The following is a 25121-nucleotide window of genomic DNA, read 5'->3' on the forward strand; positions in this document are numbered from 1 at the left end:
GCTGCCGATCGTAGGCCCGGCGGCGCCGTGCGCCGGGCATGATGGGGGTATGGGTGCATTCGATCCGTACGTCGCCGCCGATCGCCGCTACGACGGGGTGCCGTACCGCCGGGTGGGGGAGGCGGGGCTCACGCTCCCGGCGGTCTCACTGGGCCTGTGGCACAACTTCGGCGACGACAAGCCGCTGCAGACCCAGCGCGACATCCTGCGCCGGGCCTTCGACCTCGGCGTGACCCACTTCGACCTCGCGAACAACTACGGCCCGCCGCCCGGCAGCGCCGAGCGGAACTTCGGCACGCTCTTCGCCGAGGACTTCCGGCCCTACCGCGACCAGCTCATCATCTCCTCGAAGGCGGGCTGGGACATGCAGCCCGGCCCCTACGGCTTCGGCGGCTCCCGCAAGTACCTGCTCTCCTCGCTGGACAGCTCGCTGCGGCGGATGGGCCTGGACCACGTGGACATCTTCTACAGCCACCGGCCCGACCCCGAGACGCCGCTCGAGGAGACCATGGGCGCGCTGCACACGGCCGTCACCTCCGGACGGGCGCTGTACGTGGGCATCTCCTCGTACAGCGCCGAGCTGACCGCGCGGGCGCAGGAGATCATGCGCGGACTCGGCACGCCGCTGCTCATCCACCAGCCCTCGTACTCGATGCTCAACCGTTGGATCGAGCGCGGCGGGGAGGGCGGCGGGCCGTCGTTGCTGGAGACCACCGCGGCCGAGGGCATGGGCGCCATCGCCTTCTCGCCACTCGCGCAGGGACTGCTCACCGACCGCTACCTCGGCGGCGTGCCCGAGGACTCCCGCGCCGCCGCGGGCAAGAGCCTCTCCGGCGGCATGCTGTCCGAGGAGAACCTGGCGCGCGTCCGGGGGCTGGCCGGCATCGCCGCCGACCGCGGCCAGACGCTCGCGCAGATGGCGATCGCGTGGGTGCTGCGGTCGCCGGCGGTGACCTCCGCGCTGATCGGGGCGTCCAGCGTCGCGCAGCTCGAGGACAGCGTGGGCGCCGTCGCGAACCTCGCCTTCACCGCCGACGAGCTGGCCGCGATCGACGAGTTCGCCGTGGACGGCGACGTGAACATCTGGTGGGGCGCCACCGCCTCGACGTCATGACCACCGCGCGGACCGGCGCGACCGGCCGGGGCGCCGCAGCCCGGAGCGCCACGGCCCGGAGCGCCGCGGGACGGACCGACACGGGACGGAGCGACGCGGGACGGGGCGCGGCCGGGCGGAGCGCCGCCGGGCGGGTGTACGGCGGGGCCGACGCCCGTACCCGGCACGCCGAGCGGCTCGCCCGGCTCGAGGACGCCGGGCTGGAGCTGTTCGCCACCGTCGGGTACCAGCAGACGACGGTCGCGGACGTCTGCGAGCGTGCGAAGGTCTCGCGGCGTCACTTCTACGAGCAGTTCGCCGACCGCGAGGCCCTCCTGCGGCACCTCTACACCGGCGTCCACGACCGCGGGCGCGCCGCCGTCGCCGATGCGCTGGCGGCCGGTGCCCCCGCCGCGGGCACCGGCGACGGGGCCGTCGCGGCGCTGGTCGCGTCGGGGCTGACGGCGTACATCGGCGCGGTGCTCGCCGACCCGCGGGGGCTGCGGGTGGCCTTCGTCGAGGTCGTGGGCGTGAGCGCCGAGCTCGAGGCCTTCCGGCTGGCGAACCGCGACCTGTGGGCGCAGACCATCCGGTCGGCGGCGGAGGCGGCCGGCGCGCCGCCCGTGGCGCCGTGGGTGCACGCGGCCTTCATCCCGTCGGTCAACGAGTTCCTCATGGCCTGGTGGCTGCATGCGGAGGAGCGCTCCGACCCCGCCGAGCTGGTGCGCGTGCTGACGTCCGTGCTGGTGAACCTGCTGGTGACGGCACCGTCGGACAGGAAGTGACCGCATTCCGCACTAGCCTGGCGGGGTGCCCACCACCGCCGTTCCGGTCCTGCCCTGCGTCGATCCCGAGGCCACCCGCGAGTTCTACACCGCCCTCGGATTCGAGTGCACGGGCTACCAGGTCCGCCCGTACCTCTACCTCGCGTTCACGCGCGACGGTGCGGACGTCCATTTCGCGCGGTTCGCCCGCGATGCCGACGACACCGGGATCTGCCTGCTGCTGGTCGACGACGTCGCCGCGGAGCACGCCGCGTTCAAGGCCGCGATCAAGGGACTCCTCGGAAAGGTGCCCGCCTCGGGGGAGCCGCGGCTGACCCGGTTCCGCCCGGGCGCCTCCCGGTTCACCCTCGTCGACCCGTCGGGGAACCAGCTGCTGATCATCCGCAAGGACGAGCCGGAGTTCGAGTACGGCGGCGCGAAGGAGCTGTCCGGTCTCGCGAAGGCGCTCGACAACGCCCGCATCCTCAGCGGCTTCAAGGGCGACGACGCCGCGGCCTATCGGGCGTTGACCTCGGCGCTGCGGCGCCCGAAGGAGGGCGACACGGATGCCGACCGCGCCTTCGCCCTGGCCTTCCTGCTCGAGCTCGCGCCGGCGGCGGGCCGCGACGCGGACGTGCCGGGACTGGTGGGGGAGCTCCGAGCACTGCCTGTGACCCCGGAGGAGCTCGACCGCGCCGTCGCGACGGCCGCCGATCCGGGCGCGCTGCGGAAGCTCCTGGAACCGGCGGACTAGGCCACGCGCGTGCGATCGGGGTTGGCGCGCACCGTCTTCAGGGACTTCTCGAGTTCCTTCTTGGAGGCGCCGTGCGCGGCCATCCGGTTGAGCTTGTGGATCACCACGGGGCACTTCATGCACCGCGTCTTCTTGCGACAGCACTTCTTCTTGGGCTTGCTGCCCACGAGTTTGTGCGCCTTGGTCTTACTCACCTGAATAGGTTAGCGCAACCTAATCGTGGGATGCCAACCGTCACATCCGGCGGTCACGATGCGGCTCCGCGGGCCTCTGGGAAGTAACCTGGTCACGACCAGGCGTGTTCACACGCCCCCTTCGACGCGCCCACGGACCATCGACCGTAGCGCGCGCACGACCACCTCCAGGAGAACCACAGTGGCTCAGCCCAGCTTCCGCAACGTCGCCATCGTCGCGCACGTCGACCACGGGAAGACCACCCTGGTCGACGCCATGCTGCGGCAGTCCGGCGCGTTCGCCGAGCGTGCCGAGCTGGTGGACCGGGTCATGGACTCGGGTGACCTGGAGAAGGAGAAGGGCATCACCATCCTGGCGAAGAACACGGCCGTGCACCGTGTGAACGCCGACGGCACCACCACCGTCATCAACGTGATCGACACCCCGGGCCACGCCGACTTCGGCGGCGAGGTCGAGCGCGGCCTGTCCATGGTCGACGGTGTCGTCCTGCTGGTCGACGCCTCCGAGGGCCCGCTCCCGCAGACCCGCTTCGTGCTGCGCAAGGCGCTCGCCGCGTCGCTGCCCGTCATCCTGGTCGTGAACAAGACCGACCGCCCGGACGCCCGCATCGAGGAGGTCGTCACCGAGGCGCAGGACCTGCTGCTCGACCTCGCGTCGGACCTGTCCGACGAGGCCGCGGAGGCCGCCGAGCTCGCGCTCGAGCTCCCCGTCGTCTACGCCTCCGGCCGCGAGGGCAAGGCCAGCACCACGGCCCCCGCCGACGGCACCGTCCCGGACGCCGAGAACCTCGACGAGCTGTTCCAGATCCTGCACGACTACATCCCCGCCCCCAAGGGCGACGCCGCGGCGCCGCTGCAGGCCCACGTCACCAACCTCGACGCGTCGGCCTTCCTCGGCCGCCTCGCGCTGGTCCGCATCCACAACGGCACCCTGCGCAAGGGGCAGACCGTCGCCTGGATGCGTGAGGTCGACGGCGAGCCCGTGATCACCAACGCCAAGGTCACCGAGCTGCTCGCCACCGACGGCGTCGAGCGCAAGCCCGCCGAGGAGGCCGTCGCGGGCGACATCGTCGCCGTCGCGGGCTTCCCGGAGATCATGATCGGCGACACCCTCGCCGACCTCGAGAACCCCGTCGCGCTGCCCCGCATCACGGTCGACCAGCCCGCCATCTCGGTGACCATCGGCACCAACACGTCGCCGCTGGTCGGCAAGGTCTCGGGCCACAAGCTGACCGCTCGCATGGTGAAGTCACGCCTCGACTCCGAGCTCATCGGCAACGTCTCGCTCAAGGTGCTCGACATCGGCAAGCCCGACCAGTGGGAGGTGCAGGGCCGCGGCGAGCTGGCGCTGGCCATCCTCGTCGAGCAGATGCGCCGCGAGGGCTTCGAGCTCACCGTCGGCAAGCCCCAGGTCGTCACCCGCAAGGTCGACGGCAAGGTGCACGAGCCCTTCGAGCACCTGACCATCGACGTCCCCGAGGAGTACCTCGGCTCGGTCACCCAGCTGCTCGCGAACCGTCGCGGCCGCATGGAGACCATGGCCAACCAGGGCACCGGCTGGGTCCGCATGGAGTTCGTCGTCCCGTCGCGCGGCCTCATCGGCTTCCGCACCGACTTCCTCACCGAGACCCGCGGCACCGGCATCGCCAACGCCGTCTTCCACGAGTACGCGGCGTGGGCCGGCGAGATCCGCGCCCGCCACACCGGCTCGCTCGTCTCGGACCGCCAGGGCAGCGTGACCCCGTTCGCGATGATCCAGCTCGCCGACCGCGGCACCTTCTTCGTCGAGCCCGGCGCCGACACCTACGAGGGCATGGTCGTGGGCATCAACCCCCGCGCCGAGGACCTCGACATCAACGTCACCAAGGAGAAGAAGCTGACCAACATGCGTCAGTCCTCCGCCGACGTGATGGAGACCCTCGCCAAGCCCATCAAGCTGGAGCTCGAGGCCGCGATGGAGTTCTGCGCCGGCGACGAGTGCGTCGAGGTCACCCCCGAGGTCGTTCGGGTGCGTAAGGTGCACCTGAACGCCACCGAGCGCGCCCGTGAGCGCTCGCGCGCCAAGTCGCGGGACCAGTCCGCGGGCTGATCCCGCGGTCGCGGCGACGGGCCCGACGACCGTCGGGCGGTGGACTTCCAGCGAGCGTAGGAGGCACGAGCAGTGCGGCACAGGTCCCTGGGGCTGACGGTGGCGTCGGTGCTGCTCGCGACGACCCTCACCGCGTGCGTCGCCGACCCGCCGCCGGCGGTGCCGGGCTCGGAGACCTCCGCGCCGCCGCAGGCCCCGGCCACCACCGGCGCCACCGTGCAGGTGGCGATCGACGGCCTGGGGCCGGGCTTCAACCCGCACCTCGCGTCGAACTCGTCCTCGGCGTCGCGCGCCCTGGCCGCGATGACCCTCCCGAGCGTCTTCCGTGAGGTCCGGGGGCAGGACGGGCGGGTGACGCTGCAGCAGAACACCGACCTGATCCCGGCGATCGAGCACCCCGCGCCGCTGCAGATCGCGTACACGATCCGGCAGGACGCGCAGTGGTCCGACGGTGCGCCGATCGCCGCCGAGGACTTCGTGTACCTCTGGCAGTCGATGATCACCGCGCCCGACACGGTCGGCTCCGCGCCGTACCGGCAGATCGAGTCGGTGGCGTCGGGCGCCGGGGGCAAGCGGGTCATCGTCACCCTGAAGGCGCCGCTGCCCGGCTGGCGGACCCTGTTCCAGAACCTGCTGCCCAGCCACCTGATCAAGGGCTCGCCGGGCGGCTTCAACGGCGCCATGCGGGAGAAGATCCCCGCCTCGGGCGCCGGCTACCTGGTCAAGAAGGTCGACGTGGCGCGCGACGAGGTCACCCTCGAGCGCAATGACCGCTACTGGATGAAGCCCGCCCGCGTCGACCGCATCGTGCTCCGCAAGGGCGGCACCGACACCCAGCTCGCCAACTCCGTCCGCACCGGCGACGTGCAGGTGGTCTCGGTGCACGGCGGACCGTCGCTGCTGGCGCAGCTCACCTCCATCTACCAGGTGCGCGCCGTGGAGCAGGTCGATCCCCGGGTGCTGTCGCTGACGCTGAACACCCGCTCGAAGTTCCTCGCCGACGTCGAGGTGCGCCGCGCGCTGCTGGACGCCGTGAACGTGGACCTGCTCACCACCGTCGGGTCCGGAGGCGACGCCGCGCGACCCGCCCGCGCGCAGGTGCTGGCACCGTCGGATCCCGGCTACGTCCCGACGATGCCCGCGCGCCCCGCGCCCGCGGAGGCGAAGGCCCGCCTGGAGCAGGCCCTCGCCGGCGCCGGCTACACGCTGCAGAACGCGCCGATCCCGCCCAGCCAGAGCGTGCCGCCCACGCCGCCCCCCGCGACGACCGAGCCGGTCGGCCCGAGCACCAGCGCCGATCCGTCGGCGCTCCCGGTGCCGCCGTCCCCGTCGCCGGGCGAGAACGTGCAGCAGTACGTCCGCGACGGGGTGCCGATGTTCCTGCGGATCGGCGTGCCGCAGGGCAACGTCGCCGCGTTCGCCGTCGCCAGCAACGCCACCGACCAGCTGCGCGCCATGGGCGTCTTCGCCTCGGTGGTCGCTCTCGAGCCGCAGGTGGTCGCCGGGACCGCGCTGCTCGACGGTGCCGTCGACGCGGTGGTCGGCTGGTCCAGCTCCGGCCCCACGCCGGCGGAGCGGTTCGCCTCCCGCGTCGAGTGCCCGGCGCCCCCGTCCGAGGGCGGCCAGCGGCCCACGACCACCAGCACGCCGCAGGCGCCGAACCTCGAGAACGACCCCGCCGCCACGACGGTCGGCGGCAACCTCTCCGGCCTGTGCGACGCGGACCTGCAGGGCCTCGCGCTCGACGGCCTGCGCGGCGGCCCCATCGACCTCGCGGCGATCGACGCGCAGCTGTGGTCGCGCGCGACGGTCCTGCCGATCCTGCAGGACGTGACGCTGACGGCCGTCGGCCCGACGGTGCAGGGCGTGACCCTGGAGGGCCCGCCGCGCGACGGCGTCTTCACCGGCGTGGAGGGATGGGCCCGGCAGTGACCGACGCGAGCGGACGGCGCCTGCTGCTGGTGCACGCGCACCCCGACGACGAGACCATCACCACCGGCGGGACGATCGCGCGCTACCTCGCCGAGGGCGCCGAGGTCACCGTCGTGACCTGCACGCTGGGCGAGGAGGGCGAGGTGATGGAGCCGCCCTTCGCGCAGCTCACCGCCGACAACGCCGACCAGCTGGGCGGCTACCGGGTCGGCGAGCTGACGGGCGCGCTGGCCGCGCTGAGCGACCCGACGGGGCCGGTGCTGCGGCCCCGCTTCCTCGGCGGCATGGGCCGCTGGCGCGACTCCGGCATGGCCGGCACCCCCGCCGCGGAGCACCCGCGGGCGTTCGCCTCGTCGCCCTACCTGGAGTGGGTCGACGGCAGCCCCCTGCAGGCCCTCACCAGCATCCTCCGGGAGACCCGGCCGCACGTCGTGATCACCTACGACGAGGTCGGCGGCTACGGCCATCCGGACCACATCGCCGCGCACCTGCTCACGCACGCCGCCGTCGATGCCGCGGCGGACCCCGGCGTCCCGGGGGAGCCCTGGGAGGTCGCCAAGCTGTACTGGACGGTGACCGCCCGCGACGACCTCGACGCCGGCCTCGCCGCGTTGCGGGGCACCGACCTGCCGGACGGCTGGCGCGTCCCCGCGGCCGCCGAGCTGCCCGCCCACGACGCCGGCGCGATCACCACGCGGATCGACGTCTCCTCCGTCCTCGACCGCAAGCGCGCCGCGCTCCGCGCCCACGCGACCCAGCTCGGCGTCAGCGCGGACGGCGCCGCCCTCGCCCTGACCAACCGGATCGCGCAGCCGGTGTTCGCCGAGGAGGCCTACGTCCTGGCCCGCGGCACCGCCGCGCCCGGCCCCGACGGGGTCGAGCGGGACCTGTTCGCGGGGGTGGCGTGATGGAGCCGCTGGACCGGATCCTGCTCGGCGTCGCGACCGTGGGCGGCGCGGTGTGCGCGGTCGGCGCCACGATGTACCTCTACCTGTACTCCGGCGCCGTGCCCCTTCCGCTCTCCGCGGTTCTCTTCGGCGCGCTGCTCGCGGGGATCTCCGTCGCGGCCCGCCGGCTGGGCGGCGAGCCGGTCCACGGTGCCCTGCCCGTGATCGCGTTCCTCCTGGTGATCGCGGCCTTCCTGCTCGGCGGGCCGGGCGGCGACATCGTCCTCTACGCCGACTGGCGGCTGCTCCTGCTCCTGCTCTGTGGAATCGGGATGCCGATCCTCGCGGGACACCTGGCATCATCGGTGGAGTGACGGACGCTTCAGAGCAATCTCCCGCTCTCCTCCCGGTGCCCTCGGTGCCGAAGCGAGCCGCGGAGCCGTACGTACCGACGGCGTCGGCGATGCGCCGCGCCCTGCGCCGGGCGCGGGACGGGGCGGTGCTCAACGTCGACGAGGCGCAGGTGCTCCTCGCGGCCCGCGGCGACGACCTGGACGACCTGTGCCGCTCCGCGGCGCGGGTGCGCGACGCCGGGCTCCTCGAGGCCGGGCTGACGGGGGCCGACGGTACGCCGCAGGTCACCTACAGCAAGAAGGTCTTCATCCCCATCACGCGGCTGTGCCGCGACAAGTGCCACTACTGCACCTTCGTGACGGTGCCCGGCAAGCTGGCGGCCGAGGGGCACGGCGCCTACATGGAGCCGGACGAGATCCTCGAGGTCGCGCGCCGCGGCGCCGAGCTGGGCTGCCACGAGGCGCTGTTCACGCTGGGCGACCGGCCCGAGGACCGCTGGGAGGCGGCCCGGACCTGGCTCGACGAGCGCGGCTACGACTCCACGCTGGACTACGTGCGGGCCATGGCCATCCGGGTGCTGGAGGAGACGGGGCTGCTGCCGCACCTCAACCCGGGCGTCATGAGCTGGGAGGAGCTCTCCCGGCTCAAGCCCGTCGCGCCGTCGATGGGCATGATGCTCGAGACCACCTCCGAGCGCCTGTTCACCGAGAAGGGGCAGCCGCACTACGGCTCGCCCGACAAGGACCCGGCGGTCCGGCTGCGCACCCTCACCGATGCGGGCCGCCTCTCGGTGCCCTTCACGACGGGCCTGCTCATCGGCATCGGCGAGGACGAGCGCGAGCGCGCCGAGTCGATCATGGCCATCCGCAAGGTGCACAAGGCCTTCGGCCACGTGCAGGAGGTCATCATCCAGAACTTCCGCGCCAAGCCCGACACCGCCATGCGGTCGGTGGAGGACGCGGACCTCGAGGTCTACCGCGCGGCGATCGCCGTGACCCGGATGGTGCTGGGGCCCGCGATGCGGGTGCAGGCGCCGCCGAACCTGGTCTCCGCCGACGAGTGCCGGCTGCTGCTGGAGGCCGGCGTCGACGACTGGGGCGGCGTCTCGCCCGTGACCCCGGACCACGTCAACCCCGAGCGCCCCTGGCCGGACCTCGACGCGCTCGCGACGATCACCGCCGACGCGGGATTCGAGCTGCGGCAGCGGCTCACGGCGCAGCCCAAGTACGTGCGCGCCGGCAGCCCGTGGATCGATCCGCGGGTCGCGCCGCACGTCGCGGCCCTCGCCGACCCGGAGACGGGGCTCGCGGACCCGGACGCGATGCCCGTCGGCGTGCCCTGGCAGGAACCCGACGAGGAGTGGGCGTCCTCGGGCCGCACCGACCTGAACACCGCCATCGACGTCGACGGCCGCAACACCGACACCCGCTCGGACCTCGGCTCCGCCTTCGGCGACTGGGAGTCCGTGCGCGAGCAGGTGCTCTCGCTGTCGGCGCCGGAGAAGGTGGAGTCCGACGTGCTCTCGGCCCTGCGCGCCGCGGAGAAGAACCCGGGCGGGCTGTCCGACGACCAGTACCGCGCGCTCGCCTACGCCGACGACGCCGGGCTGGAAGCGCTGGTGGCCCTGGCGGATCAGCTCCGCAAGGACGTCGTGGGCGACGTGGTGACCTACGTGGTCAACCGGAACATCAACTTCACCAACATCTGTTACACCGGCTGCCGGTTCTGCGCCTTCGCACAGCGCAAGGGCGACGCCGACGCCTTCACGCTCTCCATGAAGGAGGTCGCCGACCGCGCCGAGGAGGCGTGGCAGGTGGGCGCCACCGAGGTGTGCATGCAGGGCGGCATCGACCCCGACCTGCCAGCCACCGGCTACGCCGACCTGGTGCGCGCCGTCAAGCAGCGCGTCCCGGGTATGCACGTGCACGCGTTCAGCCCGATGGAGATCGTCAACGGCGCGGCCCACTCGGGGGAGTCGGTGCGGGACTGGCTGATCGGGCTGCGCGAGGCCGGCCTCGACACGATTCCCGGCACCGCCGCCGAGATCCTCGACGATGAGGTCCGCTGGGTGCTCACCAAGGGCAAGCTGCCCACGTCGGCGTGGGTCGACGTGGTCACCACCGCCCACGAGGTGGGCATCCGGTCGAGTTCGACGATGATGTACGGCCACGTCGACAACCCGTCGCACTGGGTGACGCACCTCAACGTGCTGCGCGACATCCAGGACCGCACGGGCGGCTTCACCGAGTTCGTGCCGCTGCCCTTCGTGCACCAGAGCGCCCCGCTGTACCTCGCGGGCGCCGCCCGCCCGGGGCCGACCAAGCGGGACAACCGCGCCGTGCACGCGCTGGCGCGGGTCATGCTGCACGGCCGCATCGACCACGTCCAGACGTCGTGGGTGAAACTGGGCACGGCGGGCACGCAGGCCATGTTGCAGGGCGGAGCGAACGACCTGGGTGGCACCCTGATGGAGGAGACGATCTCGCGGATGGCGGGATCGGCGCACGGATCGGAGAAGACGGTGGCCGAACTGCACGCGATCGCGAACGGCATCGGGCGCCCGGCGCGCGAACGCACCACGACGCACGCCCAGCGGGGTGCCGCGTGAACGCGCTGGAGCCGCGCGGCGGCGCGGTCACGGGCACGGTGACGGACCTGGAGCTGGCGCGCACCGTCGGCGTCTTCGTCACGGTCGCGCGGCCCGCGGTGGCCGGTGTCCGGGTCGTCTCCACGCTGGCCGGACTCACCCCGATCCCCCTGGTCAACGGCTACCTCAAGCGCGACGCCGACGGCCGCTCCCGCTGGTGGGTCATTCCCGTCGGCGCGGTCTCGACGGTGGCGGTGGCCTGGCCCGGCGCCCTCGGCTTCGTCGCGCGCCTGCTGCCGCTGCAGACCTATCTGGGCTTCGCGAACCAGACGCTCGTCGTCGTGGGCGTGGCGGGGGAGCATGGCGTCGACCAGGTGCCCGAGCAGATCGACCTCGTCGCGCGGGTCCTCTCCCGCCGCCAGATCGACGCCCGCGCGCTCCTCGGGGATCAGCCGGGCTTCCAGGACCTCGTGCCCGTGCGTGAGACGACGGAGAAGCTGCGGGGCGGCGTGTTCTCCGCGTTCGGCGCGGTCCGCGACGTGCTGCACACCGTGAAGTCGGCGCGCTCGGCGCTCGAATCGCGCCCGCGCCCGGGCGGGGTCTTCGACACGGTGGGCAGGCTGCCGGTCGTCGGCGCGGCCGCCGGCTACGTCGGCGAGTTCGCCACGCTCCGCATCGTCGAGGCCCGCGCCTCCGACGGCGCGAAGATCCTCGGCCTGGAGGCCGCCTTCGCCGGAAACGCGGCCCCGTCGGGCGTCGAGGCGGACCCCGAACCCGAGAACTGACGCGTCGGGCGCGGCTACCCTGATGCCATGACCGCGGTTCAGCGAGTCGAGCTACTCACGCTCGAGGCGTGGGATCTCCTCGGCGAGGACGAACTGTGGCGTTCGGAATTGCAGGAGGGCGTGTACCTGCGCTTTCCGAATCCATCACTGAGGCATCAATCGGCGCTGATGGAGCTGGGCGTCGCGCAGCTCTATCAGCAGATTCCGGCGCCGCTGCGGCTGATTCCGTCCGTCGACGTGATCGTGGACGGATCGTTTCCGCCGACCGTGCGCCGCCCGGATCTGATCGTGGTGGCGGACCATCCCGGCGACGACGCCATCACCGTGGATCACGTCGTGCTCATCGTCGAGATCCTCTCGCCCGGCACCCGTCGCCAGGATCTGGTGACCAAGCGCAGCGAGTACGCCGACGCGGGCATCCCGCACTACTGGATCGTCGACCTCGACGGTGGCCCGAGCGTCGAGGCGCTGCGGCTCCAGGACGGTGCCTATGTCGGTGACGTCGTCACGGGTGTCCTGGAGACGGCGGTGCCGTTCGACCTCCGCGTGGACCTGACCGCACTAGCCTGATCGGTCCCGCACCGTCGGAGACCTACGAGATGAGCCCGACGACCGTCGCGGAGATGAACGAGACCAGCGTGGCGCCGTAGAGCAGTTTGAGGCCGAACTTGGCGATCTGGTCGCCCTGCTCCGGTGCCAGGGACTTCGCGGCGCCGGCGATGATGCCGATGGAGCTGAAGTTCGCGAAGGAGACCAGGAAGGTCTGCACGATCGCGGTGGCGCGCTCGCTCATCACGACGGGGCCGTTGCCGGACGGGTTCATCTCGGTGAACGACATCATGGCGACGAACTCGTTGCTCACCAGCTTGGTCGCCATGATCTCGCCCGCCTGCACGCTCTCGGACCACGGGACGCCGGTGAGCCACGCCAGCGGCGCGAAGACGTACCCGAGGACGTCCTGGAACGTGGTGCCACCGAAGACCCAGGCGAAGAGACCGTTGACGAGCGCGAGCAGGGCGACGAAGCCGATCAGCATCGCGGCGACGGTGAGCGCCACCTTCGCGCCGTCCATGATGTACTCGCCGAGCATCTCGAAGAACGACTGCTTCTTCTGCTCGGGCGCGGCGAAGACGTCGTCCTCGGGGGCGACGTCGTACGGGTTGATCAGCGAGACCACGATGAACGCGCCGAACAGGTTGAGCACGATGGCCGCGACCACGTACCGGGGCTCGATCATCGTCATGTACGAGCCGACGATCGACATCGACACGGTCGACATCGCGGACGCCGAGAGCGTGTAGAGGCGGTTCGGCGGCAGCGTCGGCAGGATCTTCTTGATCGCGATGAAGTTCTCGGACTGGCCGATGATCGCCGAGCTCACCGCGTTGAAGGACTCCAGCTTCGGCATGCCCGTGACCTTCGACAGCGCCAGTCCGAGGTACTTGATGATCAGCGGCAGCAGCTTGAGGAACTGCAGGATGCCGATCAGGGACGAGATGACGATGATCGGCAGCAGCACGTTCATGAAGAACGGGCCCGGGCCGCCGGGATCCTTGCTGTAGTCGACGAGGCCGCCGAATACGAACGCCGTGCCCTCATGGGCGAATCCCAGCAGGTTCTTGAAGCCCCGCGACAGCCAGTCGATGACGTTCTGCCCGACCGGGGTCTTGAGCATGATCAGGCCCAGCACGAACTGGATCGCGAGCATGCCCAGGATGTACGGCGCCTTCTTCTTGAGCAGGGCGACGTTCCGCGTGGGCAGGTACGCGAGGAGGAGGAAGACGACGAGTCCGAACACACCGACGATTACGTGCACTGGTGAATGAAATCACACACCGGCAGGTTAGGCGACACTTCTTTGTGACACGTTCCAGCGGCGCGGAATACTGTCGGGTGGAAGCAGTCGGTGCGAAGGAGATGACAGGTGACGTACACCATCGCAGAGCCCTGTGTGGATGTGCTCGACAAGGCATGTATCGAGGAGTGCCCCGTCGACTGTATCTACGAGGGCAACCGGATGCTGTACATCCAGCCCGATGAGTGCGTGGACTGCGGCGCCTGCGAGCCCGTGTGCCCCGTCGAGGCCATCTTCTACGAGGATGACGTGCCGGACGAGTGGGCCGAGTACGTGAGCGCGAACATCGATTTCTTCGACGAGATCGGTTCGCCCGGCGGCGCCGCCAAGCAGGGGAAGATCGACTACGACCACCCCTTCATCAAGGCGCTCCCGCCCATGAACACCGACACCGAGCACTGATCGTGCCGCGCGTGCCCGTGGCGTCCGGCCTGCCGGACTTCCCGTGGGACACCCTGGCGGACGCGAAGGCGAAGGCCGCGGCGCACGTCGGCGGCATCGTCGACCTCTCCGTCGGCACCCCCGTCGACCCGGTCGCCGAGTCGATCCGCCGCGCCCTCTACGAGGGCTCCGCGTTCCCCGGCTACCCGGCCACGATCGGCACCCTCGCGCTGCGCGAGGCCGCCGCGGCTGCGCTGAGCCGCCGGTACGGCGCCGTCGCGCTGCCGGAGAACGCGATCCTGCCCGTGATCGGGACCAAGGAGGCGATCGCGCAGCTGCCGTCGCAACTCGGGCTCGGAAGCGATGACGTCGTCGTGATCCCCGAGGTCGCGTACCCCACGTACGAGGTGGGCGCGCTGCTCGCCGGTGCGCGGCCGGTGCGGGCCGACGGTACCGCCCAGCTCGGCCCGGAACGGCCGGCGCTGGTCTTCGTGAACTCGCCGTCGAACCCGACGGGCAAGGTGCTCGGCGTCGACCACCTGCGCAAGGTGGTGCAGTGGGCGCGCGAGCGCGGCGCGATCGTGGCGTCCGACGAGTGCTACCTGGGCCTGGCCTGGGAGGCCGAGCCCGTCTCGGTGCTCGATCCGCGCGTCTGCGACGGCGACACCACCGGGCTGATCGCGATCCACTCGCTGTCGAAGACCTCGAACCTCGCGTCCTATCGCGCGGGCTTCCTCGCGGGCGACCCCGCGCTCATCGCCGAGCTGGCCGCGGTGCGCAAGCACGCCGGCGCCATCGTGCCCTTCCCGGTGCAGGCCGCCATGACCTACGCCCTCTCGGTGGACGAGCACGAGGCCGAGCAGCGCGCCCGCTACGCCGCCCGCCGCGCGGTGCTGCTGCAGGCGGTCCGCGGCGCGGGCTTCACGGTGGACCACTCCGAGGCCGGGCTGTACCTGTGGTCGACGCGCGGCGAGCCCTGCCGCGACACCGTCGACTGGCTGGCAGAGCGCGGCATCCTCGCCGCGCCGGGCGAGTTCTACGGCCCGCAGGGCGCGCAGCACGTGCGGATCGCGATGACCGCGACGGACGAGCGGATCGCCGCCGCCGCCCAGCGCCTGGCCTGATGGGGATCTCCGGCGTCTCGGCCGCGTGGCGGCCCGAGCTCGCCGGGATGCTGCTCGACGGTGCGCGCTCGGGCTCCGTCGCCTTCACCGAGATCGTGGCCGAGAACGTCGACCCGGCCGCCCTCCCCGCCGAGCTGACGGAACTGGCGGGCCTCGGCGTCACGGTGGTGCCGCACGGCGTCACGCTCGGCATCGCGGGCGCCGACCTCCCCGATCCCGCCCGGCTGCGTCGGCTCGCCGACCTCGCGGTGGCGCTGGACGCGCCGCTCGTCAGCGAGCACGTCGCCTTCGTGCGGGCGGGCACCGTCGGGCTGGACGACGATCCCGCAGAGGACGCGCCCGGGCCCCACGACGATGTCCTGGAGGCCGGCCACCTGATGCCGGCCCCGCGCACCGCCGAGGCGCTCGACGTGCTCGTGGAGAACGTGCGCGCCGCGCAGACGGCGCTGCCCGTGCCGCTCGCGCTGGAGAACATCGCCGCCCTGTTCGCGTGGCCCGAGGACCACTACGACGAGCCCGCGTACCTGCGGGAGCTGGTCGACCGGACCGGGGTGCGCCTGGTCCTCGACCTCGCGAACGTCTACGCCTCGTGCACGGCCCGCGGGGCGGACGCCGCCGCGGAGCTGCGGCGATACCCGCTGGAGGCCGTCGCCTACGTGCACATCGCGGGCGGACGCTTCGACAAGGGGCTCTACCTCGACACCCACGCCGATCCGATATGTCCGGAAGTTCTGGATCTGCTTGCGGTCTGGCGCGATTCACAGCGTTCTCTTGGGGGCGTTTCCGCAGGTGGGAGCACGTTGCCCGGAGTGTTGCTGGAACGTGACGAGTCCGTGATCGAATCCGCCGTTCGGCACGAGATGCTGTGCCTACGAGAGGTTCTCGAGATCGACTGAACGACGATCGGGAGGTGCGAGATGGAAGCAGTGGTGGTTCTCTTCGTGATCTTCGCGGTGATCGCGGTGTGCGTCTCCGCCGCGGGAGGCCAGAGCGGCGGGCGGCGCGGCGGGCGGTCCCGCCGGCGCGGCGGCTCGTCGGGCGACGGCGGCGGTTCGGCCTGGTTCTTCGGCGGTTCCGACGGCGGCTCGCACCACTCGGGCCACGATTCCGGCTCCAACTGCAGCGCGAGCAGCTGTGGCTCCAGCAGCTGCGGGTCCAGCTCGTCGAGCAGTTCGAGCAGCTGTGGTTCCTCCTGAGGCGCGGGACCGGCTGCGGCACCGCCAGGCGGCGGTGCTCACCGATCTGCTCGCCGGCCGGGTGCCGGCGGGCTTCGACGCCGGCGGCGCGGCCCTGACCGCCCGGGTCCTCGCGGTGAAGCGCGCGGGCTCGGCGGCCAGGGCGCTCCCGGCGCTGAAGACCCTGCCGGGCTGGCCGGGCGGCTTCGTCGGCTACGCGGCGGCGCACCCGAAGGCGGACTGCTCCGCCCACGACGCCCGCGCGTACGTCGACCACCTGCGAGCCCACGGCACGGAGACCGAGCGCGCCTGGGTGGCCGTCGAGTCGGTGCGCAGCGGCGCGCGGCGCTGGGCGGTGGCGCGCGGCCGCCCCGTCGTCCGGGTCGGGTCCCGGGTCTACGGCGCCTGACGCGCTACCGTGCGGCCCGGAGGAGGTCCAGGAGCAGCGGGTCGAAGAGCTCAGGCGTCTCCAGTGACGGGCTGTGCCCGGCGCCCGGGAGCACGTGCAGGTCGACGGTGCCGAGCGCCGCGGCCAGGCCCGCGCCCAGGACGCCGGCGTCGAAGACGTCCTCCGCGCCCACCACGACCCGAGCCGTGCCGCCGAACCCGCCCGCGACCGCGGTGAGGTCGCGCCGTCCGGCCCGGCCGCGCAGGGCCGCCGCCGCACCGGCCGGGGGCGCCGCGGCGATCATCGCGCGGGCCAGCTCGCACACCTCCGCCCGCGTCGCGACGGTCGTCGGCCCGAGCACGGCGGGCAGGAACTCCTCCCCGTACCGGACGGTGCCCTCGGCCTCGAGCCGGTCCGCGAGGGCGTACCGTGCGGCCCGGACCTCGGGGGCGTCGAGCCCGGCGAAGGTGTCGCTGAGCAGGAGGCGTTCGAGCCGTGGGCCGGCGAGGTCCACGAGCTCGAGCGCCACCTGGCCGCCCATCGAGTAGCCGACCGCCGTGAATCCCGCGGCCCCGAGCGCGTCGAGCACATCGAGCGCGGCCTCGGCGTGGTGGTGCAGCGGGATCTCGCCGCTCGGCGGCGCGGGGGCGGTGTCGCCGAAGCCGAGCAGATCGGCCGCGACGCCCCGGAAACCGGCGTCCGCGAGCGCGGCCAGCTGCGGCGCCCACATGGCGCGGGAGAACAGGAAGCCGTGCAGCAGCAGCACCGTCGGACCCTCGCCCGCCACGGTGGCCCCGACGGGGCCGTGCCGGGTCTGCAGGACCCGCTCAACCATCGAGCGCGATGTCCGACGGGTGGCCGGCCAGCGGCGTGACCTCCACCGTCATCCACTTGAACAGCGGCAGGCCCCAGAGGATCTCGTGCAGCCGCTCGTTGTCGGCGACGTCGAAGACCGAGATGTTGGAGTACTGACCCACGATGCGCCAGATGTGGACCCACTCGCCGCCGCGTTGCAGCTCCTGGCTGTAGGCCTTCTCGGTGGCGATGGTCTCGGCCCGGACCGCCGGGTCCACGTCGTCCGGGATGGCGACGTCCATGCGCACCGCGAACAGCGCCATCAGCGGGTCTCCGGATCGAGCACGAAGTCGTAGACCACGGTCTCGCCGTTGCCATCGGCGGCGGGCTGCGGGTCGAGCACCAGCTCCGGCTTCACGGCCGAGGCGATGTCGTCGTCGTTGTGCGCGTCGCCGGGGAAGTAGAGCTGCGCGGTGAGCAGGTCCTTGCCGGGCGCGGACACCTTGAGGTGCAGGTGGGCGGGCCGCCAGGCGTGCCAGTCGGCGGCCGCGATGAGCTTGCCGCACGAGCCGTCGGTGGGGATCTGGTACGGCGCGGGGCGGATCGTCGTGATCTCGAAGCGGCCGTCCTCGTCGGCGACGAAGCTGCCGCGCAGGTTCCACTCGGGCAGGCCGGGGGCGTACTGCGAGTAGAAGCCGTCGGCGTCGGCGTGCCAGATCTCGATCTTCGCGCCGGGCAGGGCGTTCCCGTCGAGGTCGCGGACCTGGCCGGAGAAGACCAACGGGGTTCCCGACTCGTTCTCGCGCATGGGCAGCGCGCCGCGGGCGCCGATCACGGGGGAGTCGGGCACGTAGTACGGGCCCTCGATGGTGCCCTTGTTGCCCTGGTGGTGCGCGTTGGCGACCTCCTCGACGACGTGCTCGATCCAGACGTCCAGGAACAGGGGCCATTCGCCGTCCTGGCCGACGTTGATGAGCCAGGACTTCACGGCGTCGTACTCGGCGTAGGTCACCTGATGGCGCCGGACCACGTCGTGCACGGCGGTGATGACCTCGGTGGCGAGCTGGGAGACGCGCTCGGGCGGGGTGTCCGCGCCGGCGCCCTGCTTCTTGAGGAAGGCGGCGGTGGCGCCGGCTCCGGAATCGGCGGCCTTGGCGTCGGATTCGGTGGTGGTCATGGTCTTCTCCTCGGTGGGCTGATGTTCTGGCTGAGGCTTCAGGGGGACGGGGCTATCCGTCGAGGCGGTAGTACGCGAGCTTGTCGGGGTCGACGGTGACGCCGAGCCCGGGACCCGGTGGGACGGCGAGCTCGCCGTCGACGATGCGGAGCGGCTCGGTCAGCAGGTCGTCGGCCATGTCCAGGAAGTTGGAGAGCTCGCCGGCGCGGGCACTGGTGGCGGCGTGGGCGGCGCCGAAGGCCACGGTGCAGGCGGTGCCGAGCTGGCCGTCGATCTGGTTGCCCATCACGACCTCCACGCCGAGGCCGGTGGCGAGGTTCAGGATCTCCTGCGAGCCGGTGAATCCCGTGCGGGCGGTCTTGATGGAGACGGCGGTGGCGCCGCCGCCGAGCAGCTCGCGGGTGACCTCCGCCGGGGTGGTGACGGATTCGTCGCCGACGAACGGGATGCGGCAGTTCGCCACCAGCCGCCGCCGGCCGAGCACGTCGTCCGCGGGGCACAGCTCCTCGGCCAGGGTGAGGCCGGCGTCGGCGAGCATGTCCAGGGCGCGGAGCGATTCCGAGGCCGTCCAGCCGCGGTTGCCGTCGATGTACAGTTCGGCCTTGTCGCCGAGGGTGTTCCGCAGCGCGCGCACCACGTCGACGTCGAGGTCGACGGGGCGGCGCCCCACCTTCACCTTGAACGTGGTGATGCCGTAGCGGTCCCGGACGGCGGAGGCCTCCTGGGCCATGGCGGCGGGCGCGTCGAAGCCGAGCATGTGGCATACCCGCATGCGGTCGGTGTGGCCGCCGAGGGCGCGGCTGACCGAGGTGCCCCAGGCCTGCGCGAGGACGTCCCACACCGCCATGTCGACGGCGGCCTTCGCCGCGGGATTGCCGACGGTGCAGTGCATCCGGGCGTGCAGGACGGCGCGCCGGTCGGCGTCGAGCCCGACGAGCTGCGGGGCGAAGATCCCGTCGATCACGGCGACGATCCCGGCCTGCGTCTCGCCGTAGGTGAAGGGCCGCGGCGGCGCGTCGGCGTGGCCGACGAGGCCGCCCGCCGTGTGCACCCGCACCAGCACGTGGTCGGCGTGGGTCACCTCGCCGGAGGCGAACTTCAGCGCCTTGACGTAGGGGATCCGGTACGGGATCGCCTCGATGGCGGTGATGCGCAGGTCGGTCATGCGGCCGTCTCCCGTTCGTCGGTGAGGTCGGTCCCGCCCAGCGCCTCGAGGACGCGGGCGAGGAGGGGTGAGTCGTCGGCGGCGCGCCACGCGAGGGCGAGCTCGACGCTCTCGGTGTCGGGCAGGTCGACGAAGTGCACGCCGGGGAGCTGGATGGAACTGGCGGTGCGGGGGACCAGGGCGATGCCGAGGCCCGCCGCCACGAGCGCGAGCAGCGTGGAGGTCTGCGGCACCTGGTGGGCGCGGCGCGGCGTGAAGCCCGCCGCGGCGCAGGTCCGGACCACGGCGCCGTCGACGACGGAGCCGGTGTCGGCCGGGTAGGTCACGAAGGTCTCGTCCTGGAGGTCGGCGACGGTGACGTCGGGGTCCCCGTCGAACCGGTGCCCCTGCGGCAGGGCGAGGATCAGCGGCTCCGCGAAGAGCACGCGGTGCGCGATGCCCTCGACGGCGACGGGGGTGCGCAGCAGCGCCAGGTCCAGGCGGCCGTCGATGAGGGCGGCGGCCTGCACCGGCGTCAGCATCTCGGTGTCGATGGTGAGCTCGACGTCCGGGAGGACCGACTTCACCCGGCGGACCACGCGGGGGAGCACGCCGTACGAGGCGGAGCCCGTGACGCCGACGCGGAGAACGCCGCTCGCGCCCTGACCGATCAGCCGGGCGCGGCCGACGGCACCGTCGAGCTCGGCGAGGATCCGGCGGACCTCCCCGGCGAAGACCCGGCCGGCCTCCGTGAGCTCCACCTGGCGGGTGGTGCGCTCGAAGAGCGGGGTGCCGAGGGAGGTCTCGAGCTGCCGGATGGTGCGCGACAGCGCGGGGCCCGCGATGTGCAGCCCGTCCGCGGCGCGGCCGAAGTGCTCGGTCTGCGCGACGGCCAGGAACTGGCGCAGGTGTCGCAGCTCCATGGCGTCCTCCTCGGTGGTCGATGTGATGCGCATCTCACGGTAGGAGCATCGATTGGGAAAGACCAGGACTTATTCCGGTATGATTAGTGCCTAGGTGGCAGTAAAAGCACCCTGGTGGGTTGCTAGCGATATGCCCGGCGCGCGGGCTGCACGTCGCGCGGCACGGTGATGGGGATCACAGCCACCCAGCCGACCGGAGGTCTCCCATGACCGTGACCGAACCTTCACCCACCCCGTCTCCCGACGTGCTCGACCGGGCGATCGACGAGCGTCCCGCGGACGGCGTCTACCGGGTGAACCGCAACATCTTCACCGACGAGGAGACCTTCGAGCTGGAGATGAAGTACATCTTCGAGGGCAACTGGGTCTACCTCGCGCACGAGAGCCAGGTCCCCGAGGTCGGCGACTACTACACGACCTACATCGGCCGGCAGCCCGTGGTGATCACCCGCGGCGCCGACGGCGAGCTGAACCTGCTCATCAACGCCTGCGCGCACCGCGGCGCGATGCTGTGCCGCAAGAAGAGCGACAACCGCAAGACCCTCACCTGTCCGTTCCACGGCTGGACCTTCCGCAACGACGGCCGGCTGCTCAAGGTCAAGGATCCCGACGGCGCCGGCTACCCGGCCCAGTTCGACAAGGAGGGCAGCCACGACCTGACGAAGGTCGCGAAGTTCGGGAACTACCGCGGCTTCCTGTTCGGCTCGCTGAACCCGGACGTGCCCTCGTTGGAGGAGCACCTCGGCGACACCACGGCCATCATCGACATGCTGGTGGACCAGTCGCCCGACGGGCTCGAGGTGCTCCGCGGTGCGTCCACGTACACCTACGACGGCAACTGGAAGGTGCAGGCGGAGAACGGCGCCGACGGCTACCACGTGACCGCCACCCACTGGAACTACGCGGCCACCACCAGCCGCCGCAACACGGGCGACTCGGGCAACACCACCAAGACGCTGGACGCGGGCCAGTGGGGCAAGTCCGGCGGCGGCTACTGGTCGTACCCGAACGGCCACCTGTGCCTGTGGACCTGGGCGGGGAACCCGCAGGACCGCCCGCTGTGGGACCGGCTCGACGAGCTGAAGGAGCAATTCGGTGAGGCCAAGGGCGACTTCATGGTCCGCGGCTCGCGCAACCTGTGCCTGTACCCGAACGTCTACCTGATGGACCAGTTCTCCACGCAGATCCGGCATTTCCGCCCGATCAGCGTGGACAAGACGGAGGTCACCATCTACTGCATCGCCCCGAAGGGCGAGTCGAAGGAGAACCGCTCCTGGCGGATCCGCCAGTACGAGGACTTCTTCAACGCCTCGGGCATGGCGACGCCGGACGACCTCGAGGAGTTCCGCAGCTGCCAGAAGACCTTCCTCGCGACCGCTGCGCAGTGGAACGACATGAGCCGCGGCGCCGAGCACTGGCTCACCGGCCCGGACGAGGTCGCGACGACGCTCGGCATGACCGGCGTCGTCTCCTCCGGCGTCAAGAACGAGGACGAGGGCCTGTACCCCGTGCAACACAAGTACTGGCAGGAGGCCCTCCAGGCCGGCCTGCAGGCCGACGCCGCGAAGGGAGTCGTCCGATGAGCGCCGCGGCCGGCTCGCGCGCCATCGATCAGCACGTCATCGAGCAGTTCCTCTACCGCGAGGCGCGGCACCTGGACGACCGCGAGTTCGAGAAGTGGCTGGACTGCTACGCCGACGACTGCGAGTTCTGGATGCCCGCCTGGGCCGACGACGACAAGCTCACCGATGACCCGCAGACCGAGATATCGCTGGTCTACTACCCGGACAAGGGCGGCCTGACGGACCGCGTCTTCCGGATCCGCACCGAGCGCTCGTCTGCGACTTCGCTGCCGGAGCCGCGGACCAGCCACAACATCACCAACGTCGAGGTGATCGAGCGCCGCGGCGACCTGGTTGACGTCCGATTCAACTGGCACACCATGTACTTCCGGTACGACACGATCGACCCGTACTACGGCACCACCATGGCGACGCTCGACTTCTCGGGCGAGCAGCCCCTGTTCCGCCGGAAGACCGTGGTGCTCAAGAACGACTACATCCACCACGTCGTCGACATCTACCACGTCTGAACGGGCGGAAGGGATCTCATCATGGCGCATCAGGTGGCGCTCGCCTTCGAGGACGGGGTGACCCGGTTCATCTCCGTCGACCCCGGGCAGACGGTGGCGGACGCCTCGTACCGGCAGCGGATCAACATCCCGCTCGACTGCCGCGACGGGGCGTGCGGAACGTGCAAGGCCCTCTGCGAGTCCGGGACCTACGACGGCGGCACCTACGTCGAGGACGCGCTCACCGCCGAGGAGGCGGAGCAGGGCTACTGCCTGCCCTGCTCGATGTCGCCGACGTCCGACCTGGTGCTCCAGATCAGCAGCACCTCGGCGGTGGCGAAGACGCAGGTCGGCGAGTTCGCCGCGACCGTGACCGGCCTGGAACGGCTCACCCCGAGCACCGTCGGGCTGCGGCTGCGCGCCGACGAGCGCGAGCGCCTCGCCTTCCTCCCCGGGCAGTACGTGAACATCGCGGTGCCCGGTTCCGGGGCCGACGGTGCGCCCGACGCCGAGCGGTCCTACTCCTTCGCCTCGCACCCCGACGACGAGGAGCTGGAGTTCCTGGTCAAGCTCATCCCGAGCGGCGGCGCGATGTCGGACTGGCTCACGGGGCGGGCGAAGGTCGGCGACCGGGTGAGCTTCCGGGGGCCGCTCGGCTCGTTCTTCCTCCGCGAGGCCGACCGGCCCGCGTTGCTCGTCGCCGGCGGGACCGGGCTCGCGCCCATGCTGTCCATGCTGCGATCCATGCGTACCCGCGACCCCGGGCGCTCCGTGCAGCTGCTCTACGGCGTCTCGCAGGACCAGGACGTCACGCAGCTCGACGTGCTCGACGGTCTGCGGGAGGAGCTGGGGGCGTTCGACTTCGAGCACTGCGTCTCCGCCGCCGACAGCACCGCCGCCCACCGCGGGCACGTGACCGACATCCTCCGCACCGCGCACCTGCACGGCGGCGACGTGGCGGTCTATCTCTGCGGGCCGCCGCCCATGATCGACGGCTTCCGCGCGGAGCTGGACCGGCTCGGTATCACCCCCACGGGCTTCTACTACGAGAAGTTCCTCCCCGCCGTCGCCGCTGCACCCGCGCCCGCCGTTCCGGCGGCCGCACCCGCGACCGAGGCCCAGGAGTCCGTCGCGCCGAGCCCCGCGCCCGCGGAACCCACGTCCGTCGAACCCCGGACCCCGCTGCCGGCGGCTGCAGCACTGGAACCCGACGCCGCGGAGGCCCTGTCGTTCGACGGGCTGCTGGTCGGCGCGGGCGGTGCGCTCGTGGAGAATCCGGACGCGCGCGGCGTGGCCGGCCAGCCGCTCCTCGCCACGAGCGACCTGCAGCCGCTCGTCCTGCACGCGGATCCCGCCGCGCGGGCGGACGGCTACGAGATCGGCGAGGAACACCCCGACATCCGCAAGTCCGACGCCGTCTTCGAGGCCCGCAAGGCGCTGGAACTCGGCGCGCTGGAGCTCGTGCTGGGGCGGCTCGGCTCGCCGCAGCTCGCGGGCTACCGGCTGCTCGCGGAGGCCACGGTGCCCTACCTCGACGGCGACCGGCTCACCGACGCCGCCGGGTACACCGAGGCCAACGCCGCCTTCCACGACTACCTGTTCACGCTCACCGGGAACGAGCACCTGCTCGCCGCCTACCAGCGGCTCGGCGTCCGCAGCCACATGGACACAACCCTGCGCAGCGCCACCTGGATCCACCCGCGCTGCGCGCAGGACCATCTCGACATCGTCGAGGCGATCGCCGCCGGGGACCGGGAGGCGGCGCGCACCCTGGTCGCCGACCACGCCGAGCGGTCCATGGAGACCACGCGGCGCGCGATGCACGAGCAGGAGCTGGCGCGCACACCCGCCTTCGTCCATCCCGGGCGGTTCGCCGGCCGGGTCGTCGTGGTCACCGGCGCCGCGCAGGGCATCGGCGAGCGCGTGGCCCGCCGGATGCACGCGGAGGGCGGGCAGGTCGTGCTCGTCGACCGGTCCGACCTGGTCCGCGAGCTCGCCGACGAGCTCACCTCCCACGGGGCGCAGGCGGTGGCCGCCGTGGCCGACCTCGAATCGCTCACCGGCGCACAGGACGTCGCAGCGCAGGCGCTGGAGCGCTTCGGCCGGATCGACGTGCTCGTCAACAACGTGGGCGGCGCGATGTGGTTCAAGCCCTTCACCGAGTTCACGGAGGCGCAGATCGGCGCCGAGGTCACCCGGTCCCTGCTCACCACGCTGTTCTCCTGCCGGGCCGTGCTGCCGTCGATGCAGCGACGGGGTCACGGGGTCATCGTCAACGTCTCGTCGGTCGCCACCCGCGGCGTCCACCGCGTGCCCTACTCGGCGGCGAAGGGCGGCGTGAACGCGCTCACCGCGTCGCTCGCGATGGAGTACGCCGACAGCGGGATCCGCGTCGTCGCGGCGGCCCCCGGCGGCACCGAGGCGCCCGCCCGCCGCATCCCCCGGGGCGGGGACGTCCCCGAGACCGAGGTCGAGCGGGCGTGGTTCCAGGCGCACATCGACCAGACGCTGGAGTCGAGCCTGATGCACCGGTACGGGACGCTCGACGAGCAGGCCGCCGTGATCTGCTTCCTGGCGAGCGACGAGGCCGGCTACCTCACCGGCTCGGTCCTGCCCGTCGGCGGCGGGGATCTCGGCTGAACCGGCGTC

At 72.0% G+C, this 25121-nt stretch carries 25 protein-coding genes; 18 read left to right on the forward strand and 7 right to left on the reverse strand.

All coding sequences use genetic code 11. From position 1 onward, the window contains the following. Window positions 1–49 precede the first annotated feature (49 nt). From mgrA to ACLQ3K_RS19350, 3 genes are read left to right on the forward strand one after another with little or no spacing between them, the layout of a single operon-like run. The gene (mgrA, locus tag ACLQ3K_RS19340; protein WP_426001155.1) at window positions 50–1114 is read left to right on the forward strand and encodes an L-glyceraldehyde 3-phosphate reductase; all 1065 of its coding nucleotides are present in this window, start codon (window positions 50–52) and stop codon (window positions 1112–1114) included. Beyond that, on the forward strand, window positions 1111–1878 hold the full coding sequence (locus tag ACLQ3K_RS19345) for a TetR/AcrR family transcriptional regulator (protein WP_426001156.1): 768 nt from the start codon (window positions 1111–1113) through the stop codon (window positions 1876–1878). The genes mgrA and ACLQ3K_RS19345 overlap by 4 nt, the downstream gene beginning before the upstream one ends. Window positions 1879–1903: 25 nt before the next feature. Beyond that, window positions 1904–2611, forward strand: coding sequence for a glyoxalase (locus ACLQ3K_RS19350; protein ID WP_426001157.1), 708 nt, complete (start codon window positions 1904–1906; stop codon window positions 2609–2611). Here the strand turns inward: ACLQ3K_RS19350 and ACLQ3K_RS19355 are convergent. Next, the gene (locus ACLQ3K_RS19355; RefSeq protein WP_224646093.1) at window positions 2608–2805 is read right to left on the reverse strand and encodes a hypothetical protein; all 198 of its coding nucleotides are present in this window, start codon (window positions 2803–2805) and stop codon (window positions 2608–2610) included. The genes ACLQ3K_RS19350 and ACLQ3K_RS19355 overlap by 4 nt on opposite strands. 181 nt (window positions 2806–2986) lie before the next feature. On the opposite strand from ACLQ3K_RS19355, the gene typA reads away from it, so the two are divergent. The 7 genes from typA to ACLQ3K_RS19390 all read left to right on the forward strand — a co-directional run bounded on the left by typA (window position 2987) and on the right by ACLQ3K_RS19390 (window position 12009). Continuing rightward, entirely contained in the window at window positions 2987–4894 is a 1908-nt protein-coding gene (typA, locus tag ACLQ3K_RS19360) for a translational GTPase TypA (protein WP_224646092.1), read from the forward strand. A gap of 72 nt (window positions 4895–4966) precedes the next feature. After that, window positions 4967–6826, forward strand: coding sequence for an ABC transporter family substrate-binding protein (locus ACLQ3K_RS19365; protein ID WP_426001158.1), 1860 nt, complete (start codon window positions 4967–4969; stop codon window positions 6824–6826). Next, a complete protein-coding gene (mshB, locus tag ACLQ3K_RS19370; RefSeq protein ID WP_426001159.1) occupies window positions 6811–7734 on the forward strand; it encodes an N-acetyl-1-D-myo-inositol-2-amino-2-deoxy-alpha-D-glucopyranoside deacetylase in 924 nt (307 codons plus the stop codon). Before ACLQ3K_RS19365 ends, mshB begins: the two co-directional genes overlap by 16 nt. Continuing rightward, the gene (locus ACLQ3K_RS19375) at window positions 7731–8087 is read left to right on the forward strand and encodes a hypothetical protein (protein ID WP_426001160.1); all 357 of its coding nucleotides are present in this window, start codon (window positions 7731–7733) and stop codon (window positions 8085–8087) included. Before mshB ends, ACLQ3K_RS19375 begins: the two co-directional genes overlap by 4 nt. Next, complete coding sequence (locus tag ACLQ3K_RS19380) at window positions 8084–10675, forward strand: bifunctional FO biosynthesis protein CofGH (RefSeq protein WP_224646088.1); 2592 nt, start codon at window positions 8084–8086, stop codon at window positions 10673–10675. Before ACLQ3K_RS19375 ends, ACLQ3K_RS19380 begins: the two co-directional genes overlap by 4 nt. Continuing rightward, a complete protein-coding gene (locus tag ACLQ3K_RS19385) occupies window positions 10672–11439 on the forward strand; it encodes a hypothetical protein (protein ID WP_224646087.1) in 768 nt (255 codons plus the stop codon). Before ACLQ3K_RS19380 ends, ACLQ3K_RS19385 begins: the two co-directional genes overlap by 4 nt. A 27-nt stretch (window positions 11440–11466) precedes the next feature. Further along, window positions 11467–12009, forward strand: coding sequence for a Uma2 family endonuclease (locus ACLQ3K_RS19390; protein WP_426001161.1), 543 nt, complete (start codon window positions 11467–11469; stop codon window positions 12007–12009). A gap of 22 nt (window positions 12010–12031) precedes the next feature. Here the strand turns inward: ACLQ3K_RS19390 and ACLQ3K_RS19395 are convergent, their stop codons facing one another. Further along, window positions 12032–13237, reverse strand: coding sequence for a NupC/NupG family nucleoside CNT transporter (locus ACLQ3K_RS19395; RefSeq protein ID WP_426001162.1), 1206 nt, complete (start codon window positions 13235–13237; stop codon window positions 12032–12034). Window positions 13238–13363: 126 nt separating this feature from the next. On the opposite strand from ACLQ3K_RS19395, the gene fdxA reads away from it, so the two are divergent. Genes fdxA through ACLQ3K_RS19420 form a run of 5 tightly spaced genes read left to right on the forward strand, consistent with a single transcriptional unit; the run spans window position 13364 to window position 16383 of the window. Next, window positions 13364–13696 carry a ferredoxin gene (gene fdxA, locus ACLQ3K_RS19400; RefSeq protein ID WP_224646084.1) on the forward strand — a complete coding sequence of 111 codons (333 nt, stop codon included), beginning with the start codon at window positions 13364–13366 and terminating at the stop codon, window positions 13694–13696. Window positions 13697–13713: 17 nt separating this feature from the next. After that, entirely contained in the window at window positions 13714–14799 is a 1086-nt protein-coding gene (dapC, locus tag ACLQ3K_RS19405) for a succinyldiaminopimelate transaminase (RefSeq protein WP_426001238.1), read from the forward strand. Next, on the forward strand, window positions 14799–15695 hold the full coding sequence (locus ACLQ3K_RS19410; RefSeq protein WP_426001163.1) for a DUF692 family multinuclear iron-containing protein: 897 nt from the start codon (window positions 14799–14801) through the stop codon (window positions 15693–15695). Before dapC ends, ACLQ3K_RS19410 begins: the two co-directional genes overlap by 1 nt. A 21-nt stretch (window positions 15696–15716) precedes the next feature. Next, the gene (locus ACLQ3K_RS19415; RefSeq protein ID WP_336671930.1) at window positions 15717–15995 is read left to right on the forward strand and encodes a hypothetical protein; all 279 of its coding nucleotides are present in this window, start codon (window positions 15717–15719) and stop codon (window positions 15993–15995) included. Further along, the gene (locus ACLQ3K_RS19420) at window positions 15982–16383 is read left to right on the forward strand and encodes a hypothetical protein (RefSeq protein ID WP_426001164.1); all 402 of its coding nucleotides are present in this window, start codon (window positions 15982–15984) and stop codon (window positions 16381–16383) included. The genes ACLQ3K_RS19415 and ACLQ3K_RS19420 overlap by 14 nt, the downstream gene beginning before the upstream one ends. Before the next feature lie 4 nt (window positions 16384–16387). Here the strand turns inward: ACLQ3K_RS19420 and ACLQ3K_RS19425 are convergent, their stop codons facing one another. The 5 genes from ACLQ3K_RS19425 to ACLQ3K_RS19445 are packed head-to-tail and all read right to left on the reverse strand — an operon-like array spanning window position 16388 to window position 20434. Further along, window positions 16388–17197, reverse strand: coding sequence for an alpha/beta fold hydrolase (locus ACLQ3K_RS19425; protein ID WP_426001165.1), 810 nt, complete (start codon window positions 17195–17197; stop codon window positions 16388–16390). After that, window positions 17190–17480, reverse strand: a complete 291-nt coding sequence (gene catC / locus ACLQ3K_RS19430) for a muconolactone Delta-isomerase (protein WP_336671927.1) — start codon at window positions 17478–17480, stop codon at window positions 17190–17192. The genes ACLQ3K_RS19425 and catC overlap by 8 nt, the downstream gene beginning before the upstream one ends. Next, on the reverse strand, window positions 17480–18334 hold the full coding sequence (catA, locus tag ACLQ3K_RS19435) for a catechol 1,2-dioxygenase (RefSeq protein WP_426001166.1): 855 nt from the start codon (window positions 18332–18334) through the stop codon (window positions 17480–17482). The genes catC and catA overlap by 1 nt, the downstream gene beginning before the upstream one ends. 52 nt (window positions 18335–18386) lie before the next feature. Then, window positions 18387–19490, reverse strand: coding sequence for a mandelate racemase/muconate lactonizing enzyme family protein (locus ACLQ3K_RS19440; protein ID WP_426001239.1), 1104 nt, complete (start codon window positions 19488–19490; stop codon window positions 18387–18389). A gap of 5 nt (window positions 19491–19495) precedes the next feature. Then, the gene (locus ACLQ3K_RS19445; protein WP_336671925.1) at window positions 19496–20434 is read right to left on the reverse strand and encodes a LysR substrate-binding domain-containing protein; all 939 of its coding nucleotides are present in this window, start codon (window positions 20432–20434) and stop codon (window positions 19496–19498) included. Window positions 20435–20607: 173 nt separating this feature from the next. On the opposite strand from ACLQ3K_RS19445, the gene benA reads away from it, so the two are divergent. From benA to benC, 3 genes are read left to right on the forward strand one after another with little or no spacing between them, the layout of a single operon-like run. Continuing rightward, window positions 20608–21984: a benzoate 1,2-dioxygenase large subunit gene (benA, locus tag ACLQ3K_RS19450; protein WP_224646076.1), complete on the forward strand. Its 1377-nt coding sequence runs from the start codon at window positions 20608–20610 to the stop codon at window positions 21982–21984. Beyond that, window positions 21981–22493 carry a benzoate 1,2-dioxygenase small subunit gene (gene benB, locus ACLQ3K_RS19455; RefSeq protein WP_426001167.1) on the forward strand — a complete coding sequence of 171 codons (513 nt, stop codon included), beginning with the start codon at window positions 21981–21983 and terminating at the stop codon, window positions 22491–22493. The genes benA and benB overlap by 4 nt, the downstream gene beginning before the upstream one ends. 21 nt (window positions 22494–22514) lie before the next feature. Further along, window positions 22515–25112 carry a benzoate 1,2-dioxygenase electron transfer component BenC gene (gene benC / locus ACLQ3K_RS19460; RefSeq protein WP_426001168.1) on the forward strand — a complete coding sequence of 866 codons (2598 nt, stop codon included), beginning with the start codon at window positions 22515–22517 and terminating at the stop codon, window positions 25110–25112. Window positions 25113–25121: the final 9 nt, after the last annotated feature.

It is taken from the genome of Tsukamurella sp. DT100 (genome assembly GCF_049844855.1).
Taxonomy (GTDB): Bacteria; Actinomycetota; Actinomycetes; order Mycobacteriales; family Mycobacteriaceae; genus Tsukamurella.